The sequence below is a fragment of the Acinetobacter proteolyticus genome (assembly GCF_000367945.1).
Taxonomy (GTDB): Bacteria; Pseudomonadota; Gammaproteobacteria; order Pseudomonadales; family Moraxellaceae; genus Acinetobacter; species Acinetobacter proteolyticus.
Map to the genome: position 1 here is coordinate 3,597,263 of NZ_KB849179.1, position 15,466 is coordinate 3,612,728.

The 15,466-nt window shown below is 43.1% G+C and carries 13 protein-coding genes, 1 tRNA gene and 1 pseudogene; 8 read left to right on the forward strand and 7 right to left on the reverse strand.

Features of this window, described 5'->3' with window-relative positions; genetic code table 11:
- A pseudogene (locus F993_RS20580) lies at positions 1-1,415 on the reverse strand (beta strand repeat-containing protein); the annotation flags it as partial.
- A 690-nt stretch (positions 1,416-2,105) separates the two neighbouring features.
- Here F993_RS20580 and F993_RS00325 point away from each other — a divergent pair.
- Positions 2,106-2,182: transfer RNA gene (locus F993_RS00325), tRNA-Arg, on the forward strand.
- 42 nt (positions 2,183-2,224) lie between these two features.
- Here the strand turns inward: F993_RS00325 and F993_RS00320 are convergent.
- Positions 2,225-3,523 carry an SRPBCC family protein gene (locus F993_RS00320; protein ID WP_032812630.1) on the reverse strand — a complete coding sequence of 433 codons (1,299 nt, stop codon included), beginning with the start codon at positions 3,521-3,523 and terminating at the stop codon, positions 2,225-2,227.
- A 159-nt stretch (positions 3,524-3,682) separates the two neighbouring features.
- Complete coding sequence (locus tag F993_RS00315; RefSeq protein WP_228254121.1) at positions 3,683-4,471, reverse strand: hypothetical protein; 789 nt, start codon at positions 4,469-4,471, stop codon at positions 3,683-3,685.
- A 163-nt stretch (positions 4,472-4,634) separates the two neighbouring features.
- Between F993_RS00315 and F993_RS00310 the strand changes: the two genes are divergently transcribed.
- Positions 4,635-5,132 carry a YcxB family protein gene (locus tag F993_RS00310; protein WP_004657779.1) on the forward strand — a complete coding sequence of 166 codons (498 nt, stop codon included), beginning with the start codon at positions 4,635-4,637 and terminating at the stop codon, positions 5,130-5,132.
- 33 nt (positions 5,133-5,165) lie between these two features.
- Positions 5,166-5,807, forward strand: a complete 642-nt coding sequence (locus F993_RS00305; protein ID WP_004657780.1) for a fumarylacetoacetate hydrolase family protein — start codon at positions 5,166-5,168, stop codon at positions 5,805-5,807.
- 105 nt (positions 5,808-5,912) lie between these two features.
- Here F993_RS00305 and F993_RS00300 read toward each other — a convergent pair whose 3' ends face one another.
- Complete coding sequence (locus F993_RS00300) at positions 5,913-6,713, reverse strand: AraC family transcriptional regulator (RefSeq protein ID WP_004657781.1); 801 nt, start codon at positions 6,711-6,713, stop codon at positions 5,913-5,915.
- Positions 6,714-6,820: 107 nt separating this feature from the next.
- On the opposite strand from F993_RS00300, the gene F993_RS00295 reads away from it, so the two are divergent.
- Positions 6,821-7,726 carry a DMT family transporter gene (locus F993_RS00295; RefSeq protein WP_004657783.1) on the forward strand — a complete coding sequence of 302 codons (906 nt, stop codon included), beginning with the start codon at positions 6,821-6,823 and terminating at the stop codon, positions 7,724-7,726.
- A gap of 27 nt (positions 7,727-7,753) precedes the next feature.
- Here the strand turns inward: F993_RS00295 and F993_RS00290 are convergent, their stop codons facing one another.
- On the reverse strand, positions 7,754-9,004 hold the full coding sequence (locus F993_RS00290; RefSeq protein ID WP_004657784.1) for a YihY family inner membrane protein: 1,251 nt from the start codon (positions 9,002-9,004) through the stop codon (positions 7,754-7,756).
- Positions 9,005-9,117: 113 nt separating this feature from the next.
- Here F993_RS00290 and wrbA point away from each other — a divergent pair, with 113 nt between their 5' ends.
- Positions 9,118-9,717, forward strand: coding sequence for an NAD(P)H:quinone oxidoreductase (wrbA, locus tag F993_RS00285; RefSeq protein ID WP_004657786.1), 600 nt, complete (start codon positions 9,118-9,120; stop codon positions 9,715-9,717).
- Here the strand turns inward: wrbA and F993_RS00280 are convergent.
- Together F993_RS00280 and lgt are read right to left on the reverse strand one after the other, a co-directional pair.
- Complete coding sequence (locus tag F993_RS00280; RefSeq protein WP_004657787.1) at positions 9,714-10,088, reverse strand: hypothetical protein; 375 nt, start codon at positions 10,086-10,088, stop codon at positions 9,714-9,716. The two genes, wrbA and F993_RS00280, sit on opposite strands and share 4 nt — an antisense overlap.
- Positions 10,089-10,205: 117 nt before the next feature.
- Entirely contained in the window at positions 10,206-11,018 is an 813-nt protein-coding gene (lgt, locus tag F993_RS00275) for a prolipoprotein diacylglyceryl transferase (protein ID WP_004657788.1), read from the reverse strand.
- Positions 11,019-11,128: 110 nt separating this feature from the next.
- Here lgt and F993_RS00270 point away from each other — a divergent pair, with 110 nt between their 5' ends.
- The 3 genes from F993_RS00270 to F993_RS00260 all read left to right on the forward strand — a co-directional run bounded on the left by F993_RS00270 (position 11,129) and on the right by F993_RS00260 (position 15,202).
- Complete coding sequence (locus F993_RS00270) at positions 11,129-11,911, forward strand: NRDE family protein (RefSeq protein WP_032812632.1); 783 nt, start codon at positions 11,129-11,131, stop codon at positions 11,909-11,911.
- Positions 11,912-12,053: 142 nt separating this feature from the next.
- Positions 12,054-13,646, forward strand: a complete 1,593-nt coding sequence (locus F993_RS00265) for an alkaline phosphatase (RefSeq protein WP_004657790.1) — start codon at positions 12,054-12,056, stop codon at positions 13,644-13,646.
- Positions 13,647-13,666: 20 nt separating this feature from the next.
- On the forward strand, positions 13,667-15,202 hold the full coding sequence (locus F993_RS00260; protein ID WP_004657791.1) for an alkaline phosphatase: 1,536 nt from the start codon (positions 13,667-13,669) through the stop codon (positions 15,200-15,202).
- The last annotated feature ends 264 nt before the right edge of the window (positions 15,203-15,466 follow it).

Sequence of the window (15,466 nt, forward strand, 5' to 3'; positions counted from 1 at the left end):
AGACTTTCAACACCTTGAAGCACATCAATACCAGACTGGATCACACCAGTAACAGGATTGTTGCCTAAGTCACCACCTGTAATACCGCCGATGATATCAGTGATCGCACCTAAAGGACCGCCTTCACCGCCACCAATACCGCCCGTAATGCCACCGATAATGCCCGTGATTGCGCCCAGAGGACCACCTTCACCGCCGCCAATTCCGCCAGTGATGCCACCAATAATGCCAGTAATTGTACCTAATGGACCTGTACTACCAATGTTGGTGATATCACCAATGATATGTTGCACTGTATTTGATGCAATTGAACTATTATTTACAAGCGTACCCACAACACCAGTCAATGAACCTGTCGCGCCACCAAGATCAGCACCAGCAAGATGAGATACTGCTTCGAGGGTACCATTAACTGTATCACGAGAAGTTTCAAAAGTGAGGGTACCTAGATTTGCTAAGTCTCCAATAGGATGTTCGGACTGGTGAACAGCGCTAATAATCGTACCTGCAACAGTATCAATGCCCGTATTGATGATGTCGGTTTTTAAACTCTCTAGCCCTTGAAGGACATCAATACCGCTTTGAATCACACCTGTTACTGGATTATTCGCTAAATCACCACCCGTGATGCCGCCAATGATTCCAGTGACAGCACCGAGAGGACCACCTTCAGCCCCACCTGTAATGCCACCAATGATTCCAGTGACAGCACCGAGAGGGCCACCTTCAGTTCCACCCGTAATGCCACCGATGATTCCAGTGACAGCACCTAGCGGGCCACCTTCAGCCCCACCTGTAATGCCACCAATGATTCCAGTGACAGCACCGAGAGGGCCACCTTCAGTTCCACCCGTAATGCCACCGATGATTCCAGTGACAGCACCTAGCGGGCCACCTTCAGCCCCACCTGTAATGCCACCAATGATTCCAGTGACAGCACCGAGAGGGCCACCTTCAGTTCCACCCGTAATGCCACCGATGATTCCAGTGACAGCACCTAGCGGGCCACCTTCAGCCCCACCTGTAATGCCACCAATAATTCCAGTGACAGCACCGAGAGGACCACCTTCAGTCCCACCCGTAATGCCGCCAATAATTCCTGTTACTGCACCAAGAGGATTCCCGCCTGCACCGCCAGTAACTCCACCAAGAATATTTGTCACTGTTGAAAGAGGGCTAGAACCGCCTGTTACACCTCCTAAAATACCTGTAATTGCGCTGACTGGATTGCTTGCTGCTCCGTCTGTAAGATTACTAACCGTATGCGTTACAGTATTTGTTGAAACGATATTTGTAATTGTAGATAGGGATAATGGAGCAAGGATTGAACCGCCAACGTGTGATGTCGAGATACTACTATCAACTAAACTTGAAGTAATACTTTTAATGGGTGATAAAAGACTTTTGAAAAGCATAACGATACCTATATTTTTAAAGTTGTGTTGTTTTGAGTAATTATTAAATGGTTTTGGTTTTGTGATTAAAGTCACATTAATCGTATTTAGTGTTATATGTGGCAATTATTTTGTCAATCTGTAACGGTTTAAAAATGGATTGTTAAATATGAGTTTAAGATACTGAATTTTAATATATTTATGGCTTGATAAATTTTATTAAATTTACATTTGTATTTTATTTAAAAAAGGATAGTGTTTTTTACTTAGTTCATTTAGTCTGTTTTATCAGATAATTAAAGTCATATTTAGGTTTGAAGTTGGTATCGAAATAAGAAATTTTTAAGATTTGTTACTGCTTTGCAAAAAAATATTTCTAATAAATTTTTAATGATATTTAATTAATAAAGATCAATATTTTAAATTTTTTCTTAATTCATTTTTTTTAAATTAACATAAATCTAAAGTCGTAGTATTTAGCATGTTTTGGGGATGTTGTTAAAAAAAACTTACCAATCAGAGGAATGTTATAAAGGGATAGCTTGAGTGATTTTAATGAAATGAGAGCGTACGGCAGAATTTTAAGGTGATTATGGGTGTATTTTGTTCAAACAACAACAGAGTGCCGAATCTATAGCCAGTTGAGTGCAATCTTGTGAAAAAAGGCTTATCATTTGGGGGGAAGTGCGTATAATGCGCTTCATCAAATATGCGCTCATAGCTCAGCTGGATAGAGCACTTGGCTACGAACTAAGGGGTCGGGAGTTCGAATCTCTCTGAGCGCACCAATTTGAATAAAGAAAACCGCTTAAATGCGGTTTTTTTACGTCTTATGTTTTTGCTTTAATTTTTTGTACAAACACGGCATTACCCCCAACGGCGGGAAGTACATCATGATAAGGCAGACTGCGCATGGCCCTTAACAAGAATGGGGCTTTTTCATCGATTTTCATCGCGCTGGTTATGCTGAATAAGCTGCCTTGATTAAGTGAACTCAACTGCATTTTTCCTTTAATAAAACGCAAATCTCCACCATTGGCATAAAAATTATTTTCAGCCGCTTGCGGATAGTTAAAGCGTAACTTAAAGGCAAAGGGAATATTGATGACACCTAGACCAACATTGACTTGAATATCCGCATCCTGTGCCTGATTTTGGATGGGAGTGGTCACCACTTTTTTAATTTGCCGAGGGAACAGTTCCTGATAGGCCGATGGGCTCAGCCATTTCTGCAAGGGTTGAGTCGGTTGTTTATAAAATTCATAGGTGGTGGTAAAACGCATGGATTCTCGGCCATGGGTATACAGCATACTGGTCGGTGCATGAATGACACTGACAGGTTGCTGAGCGGATTGAATCAATTGTGTGACTTTATTCAGTTGTGCTGCATTCAACTGCGGATTCGGCATTTGTCCTGCATTGAGTGGTTTAAGATTGGATTGAATAAAACGGGCTCTTAAGGATTCTAAAATAAAGGCATTACTACTACTTGGAATTCCGAGTTTGACCTCAGGAATGGCATTTAGAATTTTCTTAAAAATAAATCCTTTGGGTTGATTCAAATCACCCCATTGGGTCAAGGTGATTAAGGTGCGGTTCTCGTCCAGTGCAAACCATTCAAATTTACCGACGCCGTAGGGAATCGGCGCATCAATCACCAGACTGGCAATACTATTCGACTTAATCTGATGTTGTAGGGTGACGTCTTCATTAAAATTGAGTACAGGAATTGGGGTCGGAATCGAGACTCGATATTTCATTTGAACAATATTGCCAGACTGTTCTAATGTCTTCGCCGATTTGAGCGTTGGGAATAATCCGACATAATGGCTGAAATCGGTCAGTGTTTTGGCCACTTGTTGTGCATTAACGGGAACAATGATCGCGGCTGAGTTAAAACTGACATTGGGCTGAGGATTGCTTTTCAGTGTCGGAACCGCTGTTTTGGTTGCAGGATGACCGTAAATAAAAATATTGTTTTGGGTATAACTGGCCAACAGTTGCGGATTGTTTTGAAATGGTTGTAGGGCACTCGGAATATTGTCTGTCCAAGGCAAGATTTGTGCAAAACAGCTTTGTGTGAGCCCGAATAAAACACAGGGCAAGATTAGACGATTCAAATAAGCCATCACATTCCTTTGATTTTTATCCGTGATTTCATCCAATGACCAGATCCCTCTCACTAGAGCGATCAATACTGCTTATTAATAAAATTTTTTATGCATGAAAAATAGTCATGTTGTGTAAAACCCGCTCAAGTGGCTGTCTGGAGCGGGGCTGGGAAAAGTTTATTGTTCAGCCATTAAGCTTTTACGACGATAGACAAACAAGATGGCACCCAGTGGCAATGCAATTTGCAAGATAATTGGACTATAGACCGTTTGCTGGAAGTAACCTGCACCTAAGACTAAGAAGCTCAGCATTTGAAAAGCGTAACTGCCATCGGTCCAATTTAGTGAAAATTGCATAAAGCCAAAGCAAATAAAAATTAACCACGCCCATTTCCGTTTTTGCATGGGGGTTCTTATGCATAGGATAAAGGCATATATACAAAACAGCGGAATCGCAATGGCAAGGATGAACACGACATAATGCAGTAGACTTTTTCCTGCAAATGTAAAGCCATGCATGGCTTGGACTGAATGGTCAATCGGTTCAACATGAATGCCAATAATACGGATTTGATCTGCCTGTTTACTGAGTACGATTTTATTCATCAGCCAATGATCCGCAAATTCATATTCAAAGCTTAATTGATAAGTGACGACATCTTTAAATAAGCTTTTATTGGCTGCAATTAACTTGATATTTTTAACGGGTTCATCCGGAAATAAGCCCGCCATTTGGATCAAGGTGCTATGGGTGGATTCATCTTGCAGTTCTGGACTGAGATATTTCTCAACTGCGGCATAGTTTTTGTTGCTGAGTTGATTAAACATATCCTCGGCAAAAGCCTTTTCTTGGGGCGGTACAATCTTTTCGAGAAAGGATTGTTGGTTACAGGCGCTGAGTGTGATCAAAAGACCTAAAAGAAGCAGCAAAGATCTAAACTGTTGTGGCATCTTCATCATTTTCATACTGTTAAATTCATCGATAAAACTAAATTGATATAAAAGGGCGAGCCCAAAAGAGAGAAAACATCACACTTAAATTTTGTATTAAATCGCGATAAATGTGATTTCCCATTAAATCATTTATGTTCTAATAGATCAGTTTTTTTTCAAATGTTAGAAATCAAAAATGTCTGAACAACGTCCAAGTGTATCGGTGCGCTATTATTTGAATTTAGAAGAATCACAAGATGGTTTTGCTTTGGTCACTTTTGGCAAAAAAACCTTTAGCCGCTTTTTAACCCCAGTGATCAGTATTGCGATTATTTTGTGGGGAGTCTATTTAGGTTTTTCTGGCGTTGGGCGTTATTACGTTGCACTGGGTGCTTTTTTCCTGGTGATGCAAGCAGTCATGCGCTACTGGTTATTACCGATGTTGTTTAAGCGCCAATTTGTACGTTATCAGTTTGGTAAAAGCGAGCAGGGCATTGATCTTTATCAAGATCATTTTGAACTATATGCCGCAGGCAAAAAACAAAGTGCACAATATGCTGAAGTCCAATCATTTGCGGTGGGTAAGTTGACCTACATGTTGGAGCTGAAAAGTCATACTGTGGTGATCGTGCCTAAACGTGCATTTAGTGATTCAGCAGATCAAACAAAATTTGAAAATAGTTTTAAAAAGTAAATTTATCGACGGTTGAAAGAACAAGGAGTTTTCATGAGTACACGTCCTTCAAAAATTGTGTGTGTCGGTCGAAATTATGCGGAACATGCCAAGGAATTGGGCAATGCCATTCCTGACCGTGCCTTGCTATTTATTAAGCCACCAAGCAGTATTGGCTCTTTAGCTCAAGGTGTGAGCTGGAATCAGGCTTTGGGTGAATGTCATTATGAATGCGAAATTTGTTTGCAAATCGCACATCCATTATCGCAAGAAACCGATCCAGCCAAAGCCCTAGAAGCCATTGGTGCAATCACTTTAGGTCTGGATTTGACCCTGCGTGATTTACAGAGCGATTTAAAATCCAAGGGCGAACCGTGGGAACGTGCCAAAGCCTTTGATGGCGCCTGTATTTTGGCGGACTGGATTGAAGCAGATGAAATTGGTGACTTGCAAGAGCTAGAGCTAATTTTGAATATCAATGGGGTAGACCGTCAGCATGGTTTTACTAAAGATATGATCTTTGATATTGGGACTCTACTTGTTGAGATTAACAAATCATTTAGTCTGGAAGCAGGCGATGTGATTATGACAGGAACACCCGCAGGCGTGGGGGCATTACGTGCCAATGATCAATTGACCATGAAATTGATTACCCAGTCTGGCGAATATGACTGGGATACCTTTGTCAAAGCCTAAGTTGAAATAAAAGGATGGTGCTGTTCTGAAGAGCAGCGCCATTTTTTATATCTGAAAGTATGATTTTCCGTTGAGTCCAATCTTCGTTAAGGCGTTGATAGCAACTTAACTGCCTTGATACAGCTTACGAAACTGGTCTGGGGTGAAATGCATCCAGCGTTTAAACATATAAATAAAAGCTGATGAGCTGGCATAACCTAAATCTAGCGCAATATTTTCAATAGTCTTGCCCTGATTTAACATCGACATCGCTTTCATCACTTTTAAACGTTGCCGCCATTCATGCAATGACATTCCTAACTCTTTTTGGCTATAACGGGCAAGGGTGCGTTCAGTCATATTGATCATCTGTGCCAGCTGTTCCAGAGTGCTGTTATCAGCAGGAAATTCATGTAAGTGCATCAATATTTTCGCCAGCGCGGGATGCTCCGTGGTTGGCAGATAACTGCCCACCAACTCTGCATGAGTCAGTGAATCGAGCAAAACTTGCAGCAAGCGTAAATATTCTGGATCTTGTTCAGCAAAGGGGTGTTTACGAATATGTTCGAGCAGCGCAGAGACTAAAGGTGCAGACAATAAGATACCCGCCTGTTGAGGCATATTGCGGCAGAGGGATTCATGCACGTATAAGGTGCAATGCGTCACCTCGTTACGATTGATACCACTATGCTGTACATGCGGTGGCAACCAGATCCCGTAAGGTGGTGGGGTTAAATAATGAATTTGCTCAATATTGACTTCTAAAACGCCGTCGAAGGCATAGATAAACTCCCCCCAAGCATGGGCATGTTTGGGATAAAAAGTCTCCGCAGGTGCATCACGGATCTGTAGCCACAAGGGTGCTGGAATCTCATTGTAGGTCGGGATGGCCTGAAAATCTTGAATCCGTTGTGCTGATTTTTTCATAACATGAGAATTGCCTGAAAACACGCATCTATTGTCGTATTTTCACTATATCATGAAAATACGACAGTCTTATATTGAGGCTCAAGCCATAAAATCAGGAATGCGAAATGGATGAGCGCAAAGTATTAGATGCAACCGCATCAAGTCTGATGATCGTACTGTGTATGATTTGGGGACTACAACAAGTCATTTTAAAAATGGCAGCGCCTGATATTTCGCCCTTAATGCAAATCGCGCTACGTTCTGGCCTTGCCGCTATACTACTTTTACCCTTACTTTACCTCGATAAAACCAGTCAGCTTTTTAATCGCCAGAATTTGAAAGCGGGCGCATTGGTCGCCTTTTTATTTTCTTTAGAATTCTTTTTATTGGCACAAGCTCTACAATTAACCTCGGCTTCACATGCTGTGGTACTGCTGTATACCGCACCGATTTTTGTCGCCTTGGGACTACATTGGAAGCTTCCTTCCGAGCGCTTGAGTCTGTTGCAATGGACAGGCATCGGGATTGCTTTTTTAGGGATCGTGGTGACGTTCTTACGTACTAACTCAGGCGCATCAATTGCGGATCGTCAAATGTTGTGGGGGGACTTACTGGCTTTGGCTGGCAGTATTGCTTGGGCAGCAACCACCATTACCGTACGTTTATCCTCACTTGCACAAGCGGCGGTGACTCAAACGCTGTTTTATCAATTGGCCGGTAGTTTTGTATTATTGTTTGGCGCTGCGATTGTTTTGGGACAAGCGACGATTCACTTTACTCCATTGGTGATGGGCAGTCTGGCTTTCCATACTTTGGTGGTTTCTTTTGCCAGTTTCTTGGCATGGTTTTGGTTGCTACGAAATTATTTAGCTTCCCGCCTTGGCGTCTTTTCCTTCCTGACTCCCTTATTTGGGATGGCTTTTGGCGTCTGGTTATTGGGCGAAAAAATTGAGCTGAACTTTGTGATTGGTTCTGCGTTGGTCTTGGTTGGCATTGTGGTGGTGAGTTTACAGGGCTGGTTAAGGAAATAAAAAAGACCTCTTGCGAGGTCTTTTTACTTATTTCTGTTCAAATAGGGTGGACAGTGGAATGGACAGCTTGGCTGCTAAATAATCATTAGTTTCAACCAAGGAAGGGCCAAGTCGCTCCATCCATTCATCGTCCTGATGAATATGCTCAACATCGGGACGTAACGGTAGTGGATAAGGCAATGCGGTGAAGAAGCTCCAGAAATCCACCTGAGCCAGATTACGGACCAACACATATTCGTCTTTATCCGTGCGCATAATCAGGTTCTGGGCTTCCAGTTGCAAGATAAAAGATGGTAAGCGGCCGAGTTCACCCCGACCAATAATATTTAACAGCTCTTTTTCACTGACACTTTGTCCGATTTGCTGTTTTTTATAAAATAATTCCAGAATATCCAACATCATTAATATTGGATGACGCTTTTGTTCTTTACCTGAGTGAAAGGCGGTGAGCGCATAACTGATTTCCACGCCTAATAAGATAATGTTCCAAGATAAATAAATCCATAGCAGGAAAATCGGTACCGCTGCAAAAGCACCATACACGATTTCATAGCTGGTAAAGTTACTCATCACCCAACCAAAAAAGCGCTTCAAAATTTCGAAGATGGTCGCACTAAAGCAGGCTGCGATCAGTGCTGAAAGGGCAGGAACAATACGGTTGGGAATGGTCCAATATAAAATAAAGAAACCGATAATGGTTAATAAAAATGAAATCAACCACAGAATAAAAGCACCATCGAGTTGATAACCCGCAAAATTATTACTGAGTACATTGATTGATGCTACGGTCGAAGACAGCACAAAGGCACTGCCCAAAACAATGGGTCCTAATGAAATGATGGTCCAGTAACGCATAAAACCGACCAAACCCGTTCGAGTCTCCTTCACTCGCCAAATCCGGTTAAATACATTCTCAATCGAGGTCAGCATCAGCACGGTGGTGACAAACAGGAACAGCACACCAATGATGGTCAGGTTACTGGATTTTTCGGTAAAGGCATTGAGGGCCTTGTCAAAAGCAATGGTGCTTTTTGGTAGAAAGTTACTGTAGATCAACTGTTGTAGTTGCTGTCTGGCGGGTTCTAAAGCTTTAATCGAGGAGATAATCACTAAAAAAACCGTCAGCATCGGTACCACTGCAAACAGGGTGGTATAGGTTAAACCACCTGCCTGTTCCCGACAGCGATCTGCTTCAAAGCGTCGTAACACAAACACAATAAATTGAAACCATGTTTTTTCTAAAAAAGGCAGTTTTTTTAGATAACGATTTAAGATCATGGGTTCTATCCTAGTTATTTTTAATAAAAATCCTGTGTAATCACAGGATTTACTACAGCTCAAAAAGTAAAAAATGTCGTATAGTGTCCTTTTTAACAAAATTCTTGAAAGTGATGCAACCTTACGTTCTTGTTCTTTATTACAGTAAATATGGTTCAACCAAGCAAATGGCGCATCTGATTGCCGATGGAATTGAAGCTGCAGGGGTGACGGCGCGCATTCGTACCGTGCCGAATTTAGCCACCGTTGTGACTGAAGCGGCACCGAGTATTCCGGCAGATGGCGACATTTATTGCACTTTAGAAGATCTCAGCCATTGTTCGGGTTTGGCCTTGGGTTCGCCAACGCGTTTTGGCAATATGGCCAGTGAGATGAAGTACTTTTGGGATCAAACCACCAGCCTATGGCTGAATGGTGCTTTGCATAATAAGCCTGCTTGTGTGTTTACCTCATCAGGTTCAATGCATGGCGGTCAGGAAAGTACCTTGTTGAGCATGTTACCGCCGTTGTTTCATCATGGAATGATGATTATGGGACTACCCAATTCGATTCCAGCCTTGTCCAATACCAAAACTGGTGGAACACCGTATGGTGCCAGTCATGTTAGCGGGCCACGTCATGATCAGAGCTTAAGTCAAGATGAGAAAATCTTGTGTGAAGCGCAAGGTAAGCGTTTAGGTGAAGTAGTAAAAGCGTTGGCTGGAAAATTTTAACTCAGCGAAAGTCGATATTGCCGCCCAGTTGCGACCATTCTCCAGAAAGTAAGATTGTCAGTTGGGTAGGGAATCGGGGCTAAGGCAGGATTCTGTAGTTGTATTTTTTCTGCATGTTGCTGGTCTGAGATTAAACTTGCATAGAGATAATCGAGTAGATCAACTGCGCTAAACACCTGTTTATAGGCATCTTGTAATTCGGTGTTTTGGTTGGCGAAACATACCCGATGCGGCTCATTGTCGTTGATGAAACTGAGTTCAAGTGATTTTTCGATTTGGCAGACCAGCTGCGGATTGAACTGTAGGGGAGAGAGGCTAAGAACCAGCTCATGCACTTTAAAGTGGGCGAGATGCTGACGTTGTTGCTGCATCGACTCTCTCCTGAAAGGAATAGAATCAATATACGCTGTTTTTGAAAGATTGATAAAAAGATTGATAAATAGCTTAAATTATTGGGCTAAAAAAGGGAGCATTCGCTCCCATTTTTATTATTTCTTTAACTGCCAGTCATAGATGTTTTTACGGTAAGCGTACCAGATCATCCACAGACCAATAATAATCATTGGGAAGCTGAGAATCTGGCCTTTGGTCATCCAGCCAAATAAAATGTAGCCTTGGTCTGCATCGGGTTCGCGGAAGAATTCCATAAAGAAGCGAGCAATACCATAGCCGACAAGGAATAGAGCTGAAACGGCCATACGCGGACGAGGTTTAGAGCTAAACCACCACAATACGATAAAGAGGATCAAACCTTCACACAGTGCTTGATAGATTTGTGAGGGATGGCGCACCAAACCGAGTGGATCTGTTGGGAAAATCATTCCAAAGGGATAGCTTGGGTCTTGTACTGGGCGACCATACAGTTCACCGCCAATAAAGTTACCAAAACGCCCGAACATTAAGCCTGTTGGCACACATGGCGCAATAAAATCCAAGGTTTGGAACCATGTTTTTTGGTATTTTTTACACCAAAACAGCATCGCAATCATCACACCGAGGAAGCCGCCGTGGAAGCTCATGCCACCAGTCCAGACTTGGAATAACCACAATGGATTTTCTAAAAATTTACCAAATTCGTAGAACAGCACATAGCCGACACGGCCACCGAGCACAACACCTAATGCGCCGTAGAAGACCAGGTCTGACACCATGTCGCCTGTCCAGCCATCACGTTGTTTAGCGCGATACGATGCTAAACCCCATGCACATAGAAAAGCCAGAAGATACATCAGCCCGTACCAGTGCACTTTGACGGGTCCTAAGCTCAGCGCAACTGGATCAATATTTGGATAGGTCAGCATCGCTGCTCCTCAATTTTATATTTTGAGCAGATTGTAGCGGAATGATGTGAAAAATGTTGTACATTCAATGTGAAAGATCGATGTCCCAAAACGTGGGAGAAAAAGGAATTATGTGTATTGTCGCTTTTGCATGGCAGGTGCTAGATGAGATGCCGCTGTGTTTAATCTCAAATCGGGATGAATTTTATCATCGGCCCAGTGCTGCCTTGCATGCATGGCAAAATAGCAGCATTGTAGCCGGACAGGATTTACAATCAGGTGGAACCTGGATGGGGGTGACAGCATTGGGGCGTTGGGCGATTGTCACCAATTTCCGTAATGGTCGCGATCAAAAAAGTTATACGACTTCTCGCGGGCATCTGATTCAATCTTTTTTAGAAAGTAATTTAGCCCCGATCCGTTTTGCGCAGCAATTGGAACAACAGCAACAGGATTATGCAGGTTTTAATTTGTTTGTCGGAGATCAAACCCAAGCAGTATATATGAGTAACCGTGGTGAAGCCCCTCAAGTGCTCGCCAATGGGGTGTATGTGGTGTCCAATGGTCTCATGTCAGAAGATTGGGCCAAGACTCGACATTTGCGTAAACGCTTTACTCAAGAATTTTTACCGATGTTGCAGCAACCACAAATTGCTGAATCCGCAATTGATGCCGCCGCTTGGGATATTTTGGAAGATGAGCGTAAAGTTATCGCCAATCTGCTACCCGATACGGGAATTAATCCAGAGATGGAGGCCTTATTGTCGTCCACCTTTATTCAAAGTCCAATTTATGGGACACGATGTTCTAATTTTTTAAGATTGACGGACACTGAATGGCAATGGTTGGAGAAATCTCAACAAGGAGAACAGCAGGGGCAGGTGGTTGATCTGCACATCGATTTGAATCTTTAGGTTGATATGTTATAACATAATTGTCTATATAAAACAACAAGATGAAATAATACTGTCATCAAGGTGACATAAAAGGGTCACCCAGCATTGTTATGGTCTAGTCAATCAAGTTACGTCCAAACAATACATCTGGGGATATTCTATGTTCTTATCAAAGACGGGCTTTTCCAAAAAGCTATTGGCGGTCAGTTTAATGGCAGTTTTGTCAGCTGGAATGACTGCTTGTAACAATAGTGATAATAATGACGAAACAGAAGTACCAAAAACACCAACCGCAAAAAATGTAATTTTCTTCTTGGGCGATGGGATGGGGATTACCACCTTAACCGCATCGCGTATTTATTCCGTTGGGGAAGATGGAGATTTGACCATTGATACGCTCCCAGAAACTGCATTTGTGCGTACCTTTTCAGAAGATGGTCAGGTGACAGACAGTGCACCATCTATGGCAGCGTATATGACTGGTGTGAAAATGAACAATGAAGTCATTTCCATGCAGTCAGGTACCATCGCATCACCACCGAAAGCAGACGGTACCAGTACCTGTGACGATGTTGCAGCCAATAAAGGCAAGAAGCCAGCAGAAACATTGCTGGAACTTGCTAAGGCACAAGGCATGGGGACTGGGCTTGTCACCACAACCCGTGTGACGCATGCAACACCAGCCACCACTTATGCGCATGTGTGCCATCGTGATGCTGAAAATGATATCGCAGCACAATTGGTTCCTGCGGGTAAGGGAACAGGATGGGGCGCGTATAACACTAAATTAAACGATGGTGTGGATGTGGTCTTGGGTGGTGGCTTACGCCAGTTTAAACCAACGACAGTATCGGGCGGTAAACGGGCTGATGGCCGTGATCTGATCAAAGAAATGCAAGATCAGGGCTATAGCTTTGTTTCAAGCGGAAGTGATTTAACCAAAATTGATCCGAGTAAAACCAAGAAATTATTGGGCTTATTCAATGCCAGCCATATGAACTATGACTTGGATCGTACCAATAAGAAAATTGATGAGCCAAGTCTTGCTGATATGACCACCAAGGCCATTGATGTCCTCCAAGCAAAAAACAAAAGCTTCTTCTTGATGGTTGAGGGTGGACGTATTGACCATGCTCTGCATGACACCAATGCCAAGCGCGCCTTACAAGATACGGTTGCGTTTGATAATGCAATCAAAGCTGCGATTGATAAAGTTAAACAAACCGATCCTGAGCTCAAGAATACCTTGATCGTGGTCACGGCTGACCATGACCACACCATGGTCTTGAATGGTTATGCAAAACGTACCGGTAAATATGTGAAAGGAGCAGAGACTAGTGTGCTCGGTTTAGTCAAAAACTATAACAAAGCAGGTTTCTCAACCGATGTGAATGGTAACCCATATCCAATTATCGGCTTTGGTACAGGTAAAAAGCGTTTAGACAATGATCGTATCGAAGCGCGTGGGGCATTGGCCGATAACGACAGCTGTAATCCAGTGACGGGCCCAGCGGGTAAATTTACTGATAGTCGTGGTACGGATATCGACAAAGAAGGGTGGTGCACGGGTACTGCTGCAGATGACTTCCAGCAAGAGGCTGTGGTGCAAACTGGGTTTGCAGACAGTGAAACACATGGGGGTACCGATGTGTTCCTGGGTGCGATTGGTGTTGGTTCAGACAACTTCCACGGTAGCCTTGAAAACATCGAAGTCTTTAACTTAGTTCGCAAAGCCATTGGCCTAGATAAATAACAACAGACTGGAGAACGATGATGTTAAAACAATTTAAATTAGGTCAGTTCGGTATGAAAGCATCTGTTTTAACTGCTACATTAGTTGCTGCAAGCACTGGTGCACAAGCTGCGGGTGAAGCCAAGAATATCATTTTCTTCTTGGGTGATGGCATGGGCCCAACCACCGTCACAGCAAGCCGTATTTATGGTTATGGTGAATCTGGCAAATTAACCATGGACACCTTACGTCGTACTGTACGTATCAAGACCTATTCAGAAGATGGTCAAACCACCGACAGTGCACCATCAATGGCTGCTTATATGACGGGCAAGAAAACTCGTAATGAAGTGATTGGGATGACGCCTGGAACGATCGCGGTTGAACCAAGTGCGGGTACAGCACCAGATGGTACCAAAGTATCGAATGCCATTAATAATTGCCCAACCCCAGGTTCGAGTGTAGCGGCAGGAAGTCCTGCGGAAACGATTTTGGAATTGGCTAAAGCCAGTGGCAAGAAAGTCGGTGCCATTACCACCACAGAATTGACCCATGCAACTCCAGCGGCGACCTTTGCTCATGTGTGTAATCGTAATGCGCAGTTTGAGATTGCGCGTCAGGTGATTCCTGGTGGTGCAGGTTATAATACAAAACTGTTAGATGGCGTTGATGTATTGATGGGTGGAGGGCGCAATCATTTCACCCCTTATAATGCGACTGACAATAAAAAGGGTCGTGTTGATGGGCGTAACTTACTGAATGAATTAAAAGCTAAAAACTACACCGTAGGTGCAACCAAAGCAGAGATGGATGCAGCGCCACTGAATAAAAAATATATTGGTCTTTATTCTGCAACCTCACATCTGGAATACGATTTAGACCGAGCACGAACAGCGCCAAACCAACCAAGTTTGGCTGAAATGACCGCAAAATCGATTGATTTACTACAAGCTCAAGATACTGCAGGCAAAGGCTTTTTCTTGATGGTGGAAGGCGGGCGTATTGACCATGCCCTGCATGGAACCAATGCCAAACGCGCATTGCAAGACACCATTGCTTTTGATAATGCAATTAAGACGGCATTGGATAAAATCAAGAAAACTGACCCTGAATTAAAGAATACCCTGATCGTTGTGACCGCTGACCATGACCATACCATGACCTTTAACGGTTATACCGCGCGTACGGGGAAAACAACAACCACCAACCCGGGTATTTTGGGTTTGAGCTATAGCTATCAAGAAGCCAAAGCAACAGACGCCCGTACGCGTGTATTGGCTGACGGCAAGAAGCATGCACCGAATCTGGATGTCAATGGTAAAACCTCAACCACCTTGGTATTTGGTAATGGTGGTGGCCCGCGTCCAACATCGCGCATCGACATTACTGACAATGACGCAGCTGCAGATGATTATTTACAAGAAGTTGGTGTAAAACTCGGCAATCCTGGTTCCGAAACCCATGGGGGTGGTGATGTACTGTTATTTGCAGAAGGCGCGGGTTCACAAGTATTTAAAGGTACACGTGAAAATGCATGGGTATTCAGCAAGTTAAAAGAAGCCTTTGGTTTTAAATAGGGTCTGCTAACATTTCACTTTACGAGCGATAGCTCTCATTGCGACAGAGGATGTTTTTAGACGATACAAGGCAGGTTTTGTGAAACTTAGTCATTCTAAATAAGCAAGACCTAACAAAGTAGCGGCAAAAAACACCCCTGTCCCGTAGGGTTATGGCTAAAACTTCCATAAACTGCGTTATGAAACTTGACAAGGGGGATAGCCATTGTCTGCGTTTCATGCCTTGTTTCTGTTGTTTTAGCCAATAACGCAAGGCATGGTTGA

Excerpts from the sequence above, each read along its gene's own strand:
- F993_RS00320 (WP_032812630.1), bottom strand. The coding sequence starts at position 3,523 with ATGGCTTATTTGAATCGTCTAATCTTGCCCTGTGTTTTATTCGGGCTC.
- F993_RS00315 (WP_228254121.1), bottom strand. The coding sequence starts at position 4,471 with ATGAAAATGATGAAGATGCCACAACAGTTTAGATCTTTGCTGCTTCTT.
- F993_RS00310 (WP_004657779.1), top strand. The coding sequence starts at position 4,635 with ATGTCTGAACAACGTCCAAGTGTATCGGTGCGCTATTATTTGAATTTA.
- F993_RS00305 (WP_004657780.1), top strand. The coding sequence starts at position 5,166 with ATGAGTACACGTCCTTCAAAAATTGTGTGTGTCGGTCGAAATTATGCG.
- F993_RS00300 (WP_004657781.1), bottom strand. The coding sequence starts at position 6,713 with ATGAAAAAATCAGCACAACGGATTCAAGATTTTCAGGCCATCCCGACC.
- F993_RS00295 (WP_004657783.1), top strand. The coding sequence starts at position 6,821 with ATGGATGAGCGCAAAGTATTAGATGCAACCGCATCAAGTCTGATGATC.
- F993_RS00290 (WP_004657784.1), bottom strand. The coding sequence starts at position 9,004 with ATGATCTTAAATCGTTATCTAAAAAAACTGCCTTTTTTAGAAAAAACA.
- wrbA (WP_004657786.1), top strand. The coding sequence starts at position 9,118 with ATGCAACCTTACGTTCTTGTTCTTTATTACAGTAAATATGGTTCAACC.
- F993_RS00280 (WP_004657787.1), bottom strand. The coding sequence starts at position 10,088 with ATGCAGCAACAACGTCAGCATCTCGCCCACTTTAAAGTGCATGAGCTG.
- lgt (WP_004657788.1), bottom strand. The coding sequence starts at position 11,018 with ATGCTGACCTATCCAAATATTGATCCAGTTGCGCTGAGCTTAGGACCC.
- F993_RS00270 (WP_032812632.1), top strand. The coding sequence starts at position 11,129 with ATGTGTATTGTCGCTTTTGCATGGCAGGTGCTAGATGAGATGCCGCTG.
- F993_RS00265 (WP_004657790.1), top strand. The coding sequence starts at position 12,054 with ATGTTCTTATCAAAGACGGGCTTTTCCAAAAAGCTATTGGCGGTCAGT.
- F993_RS00260 (WP_004657791.1), top strand. The coding sequence starts at position 13,667 with ATGTTAAAACAATTTAAATTAGGTCAGTTCGGTATGAAAGCATCTGTT.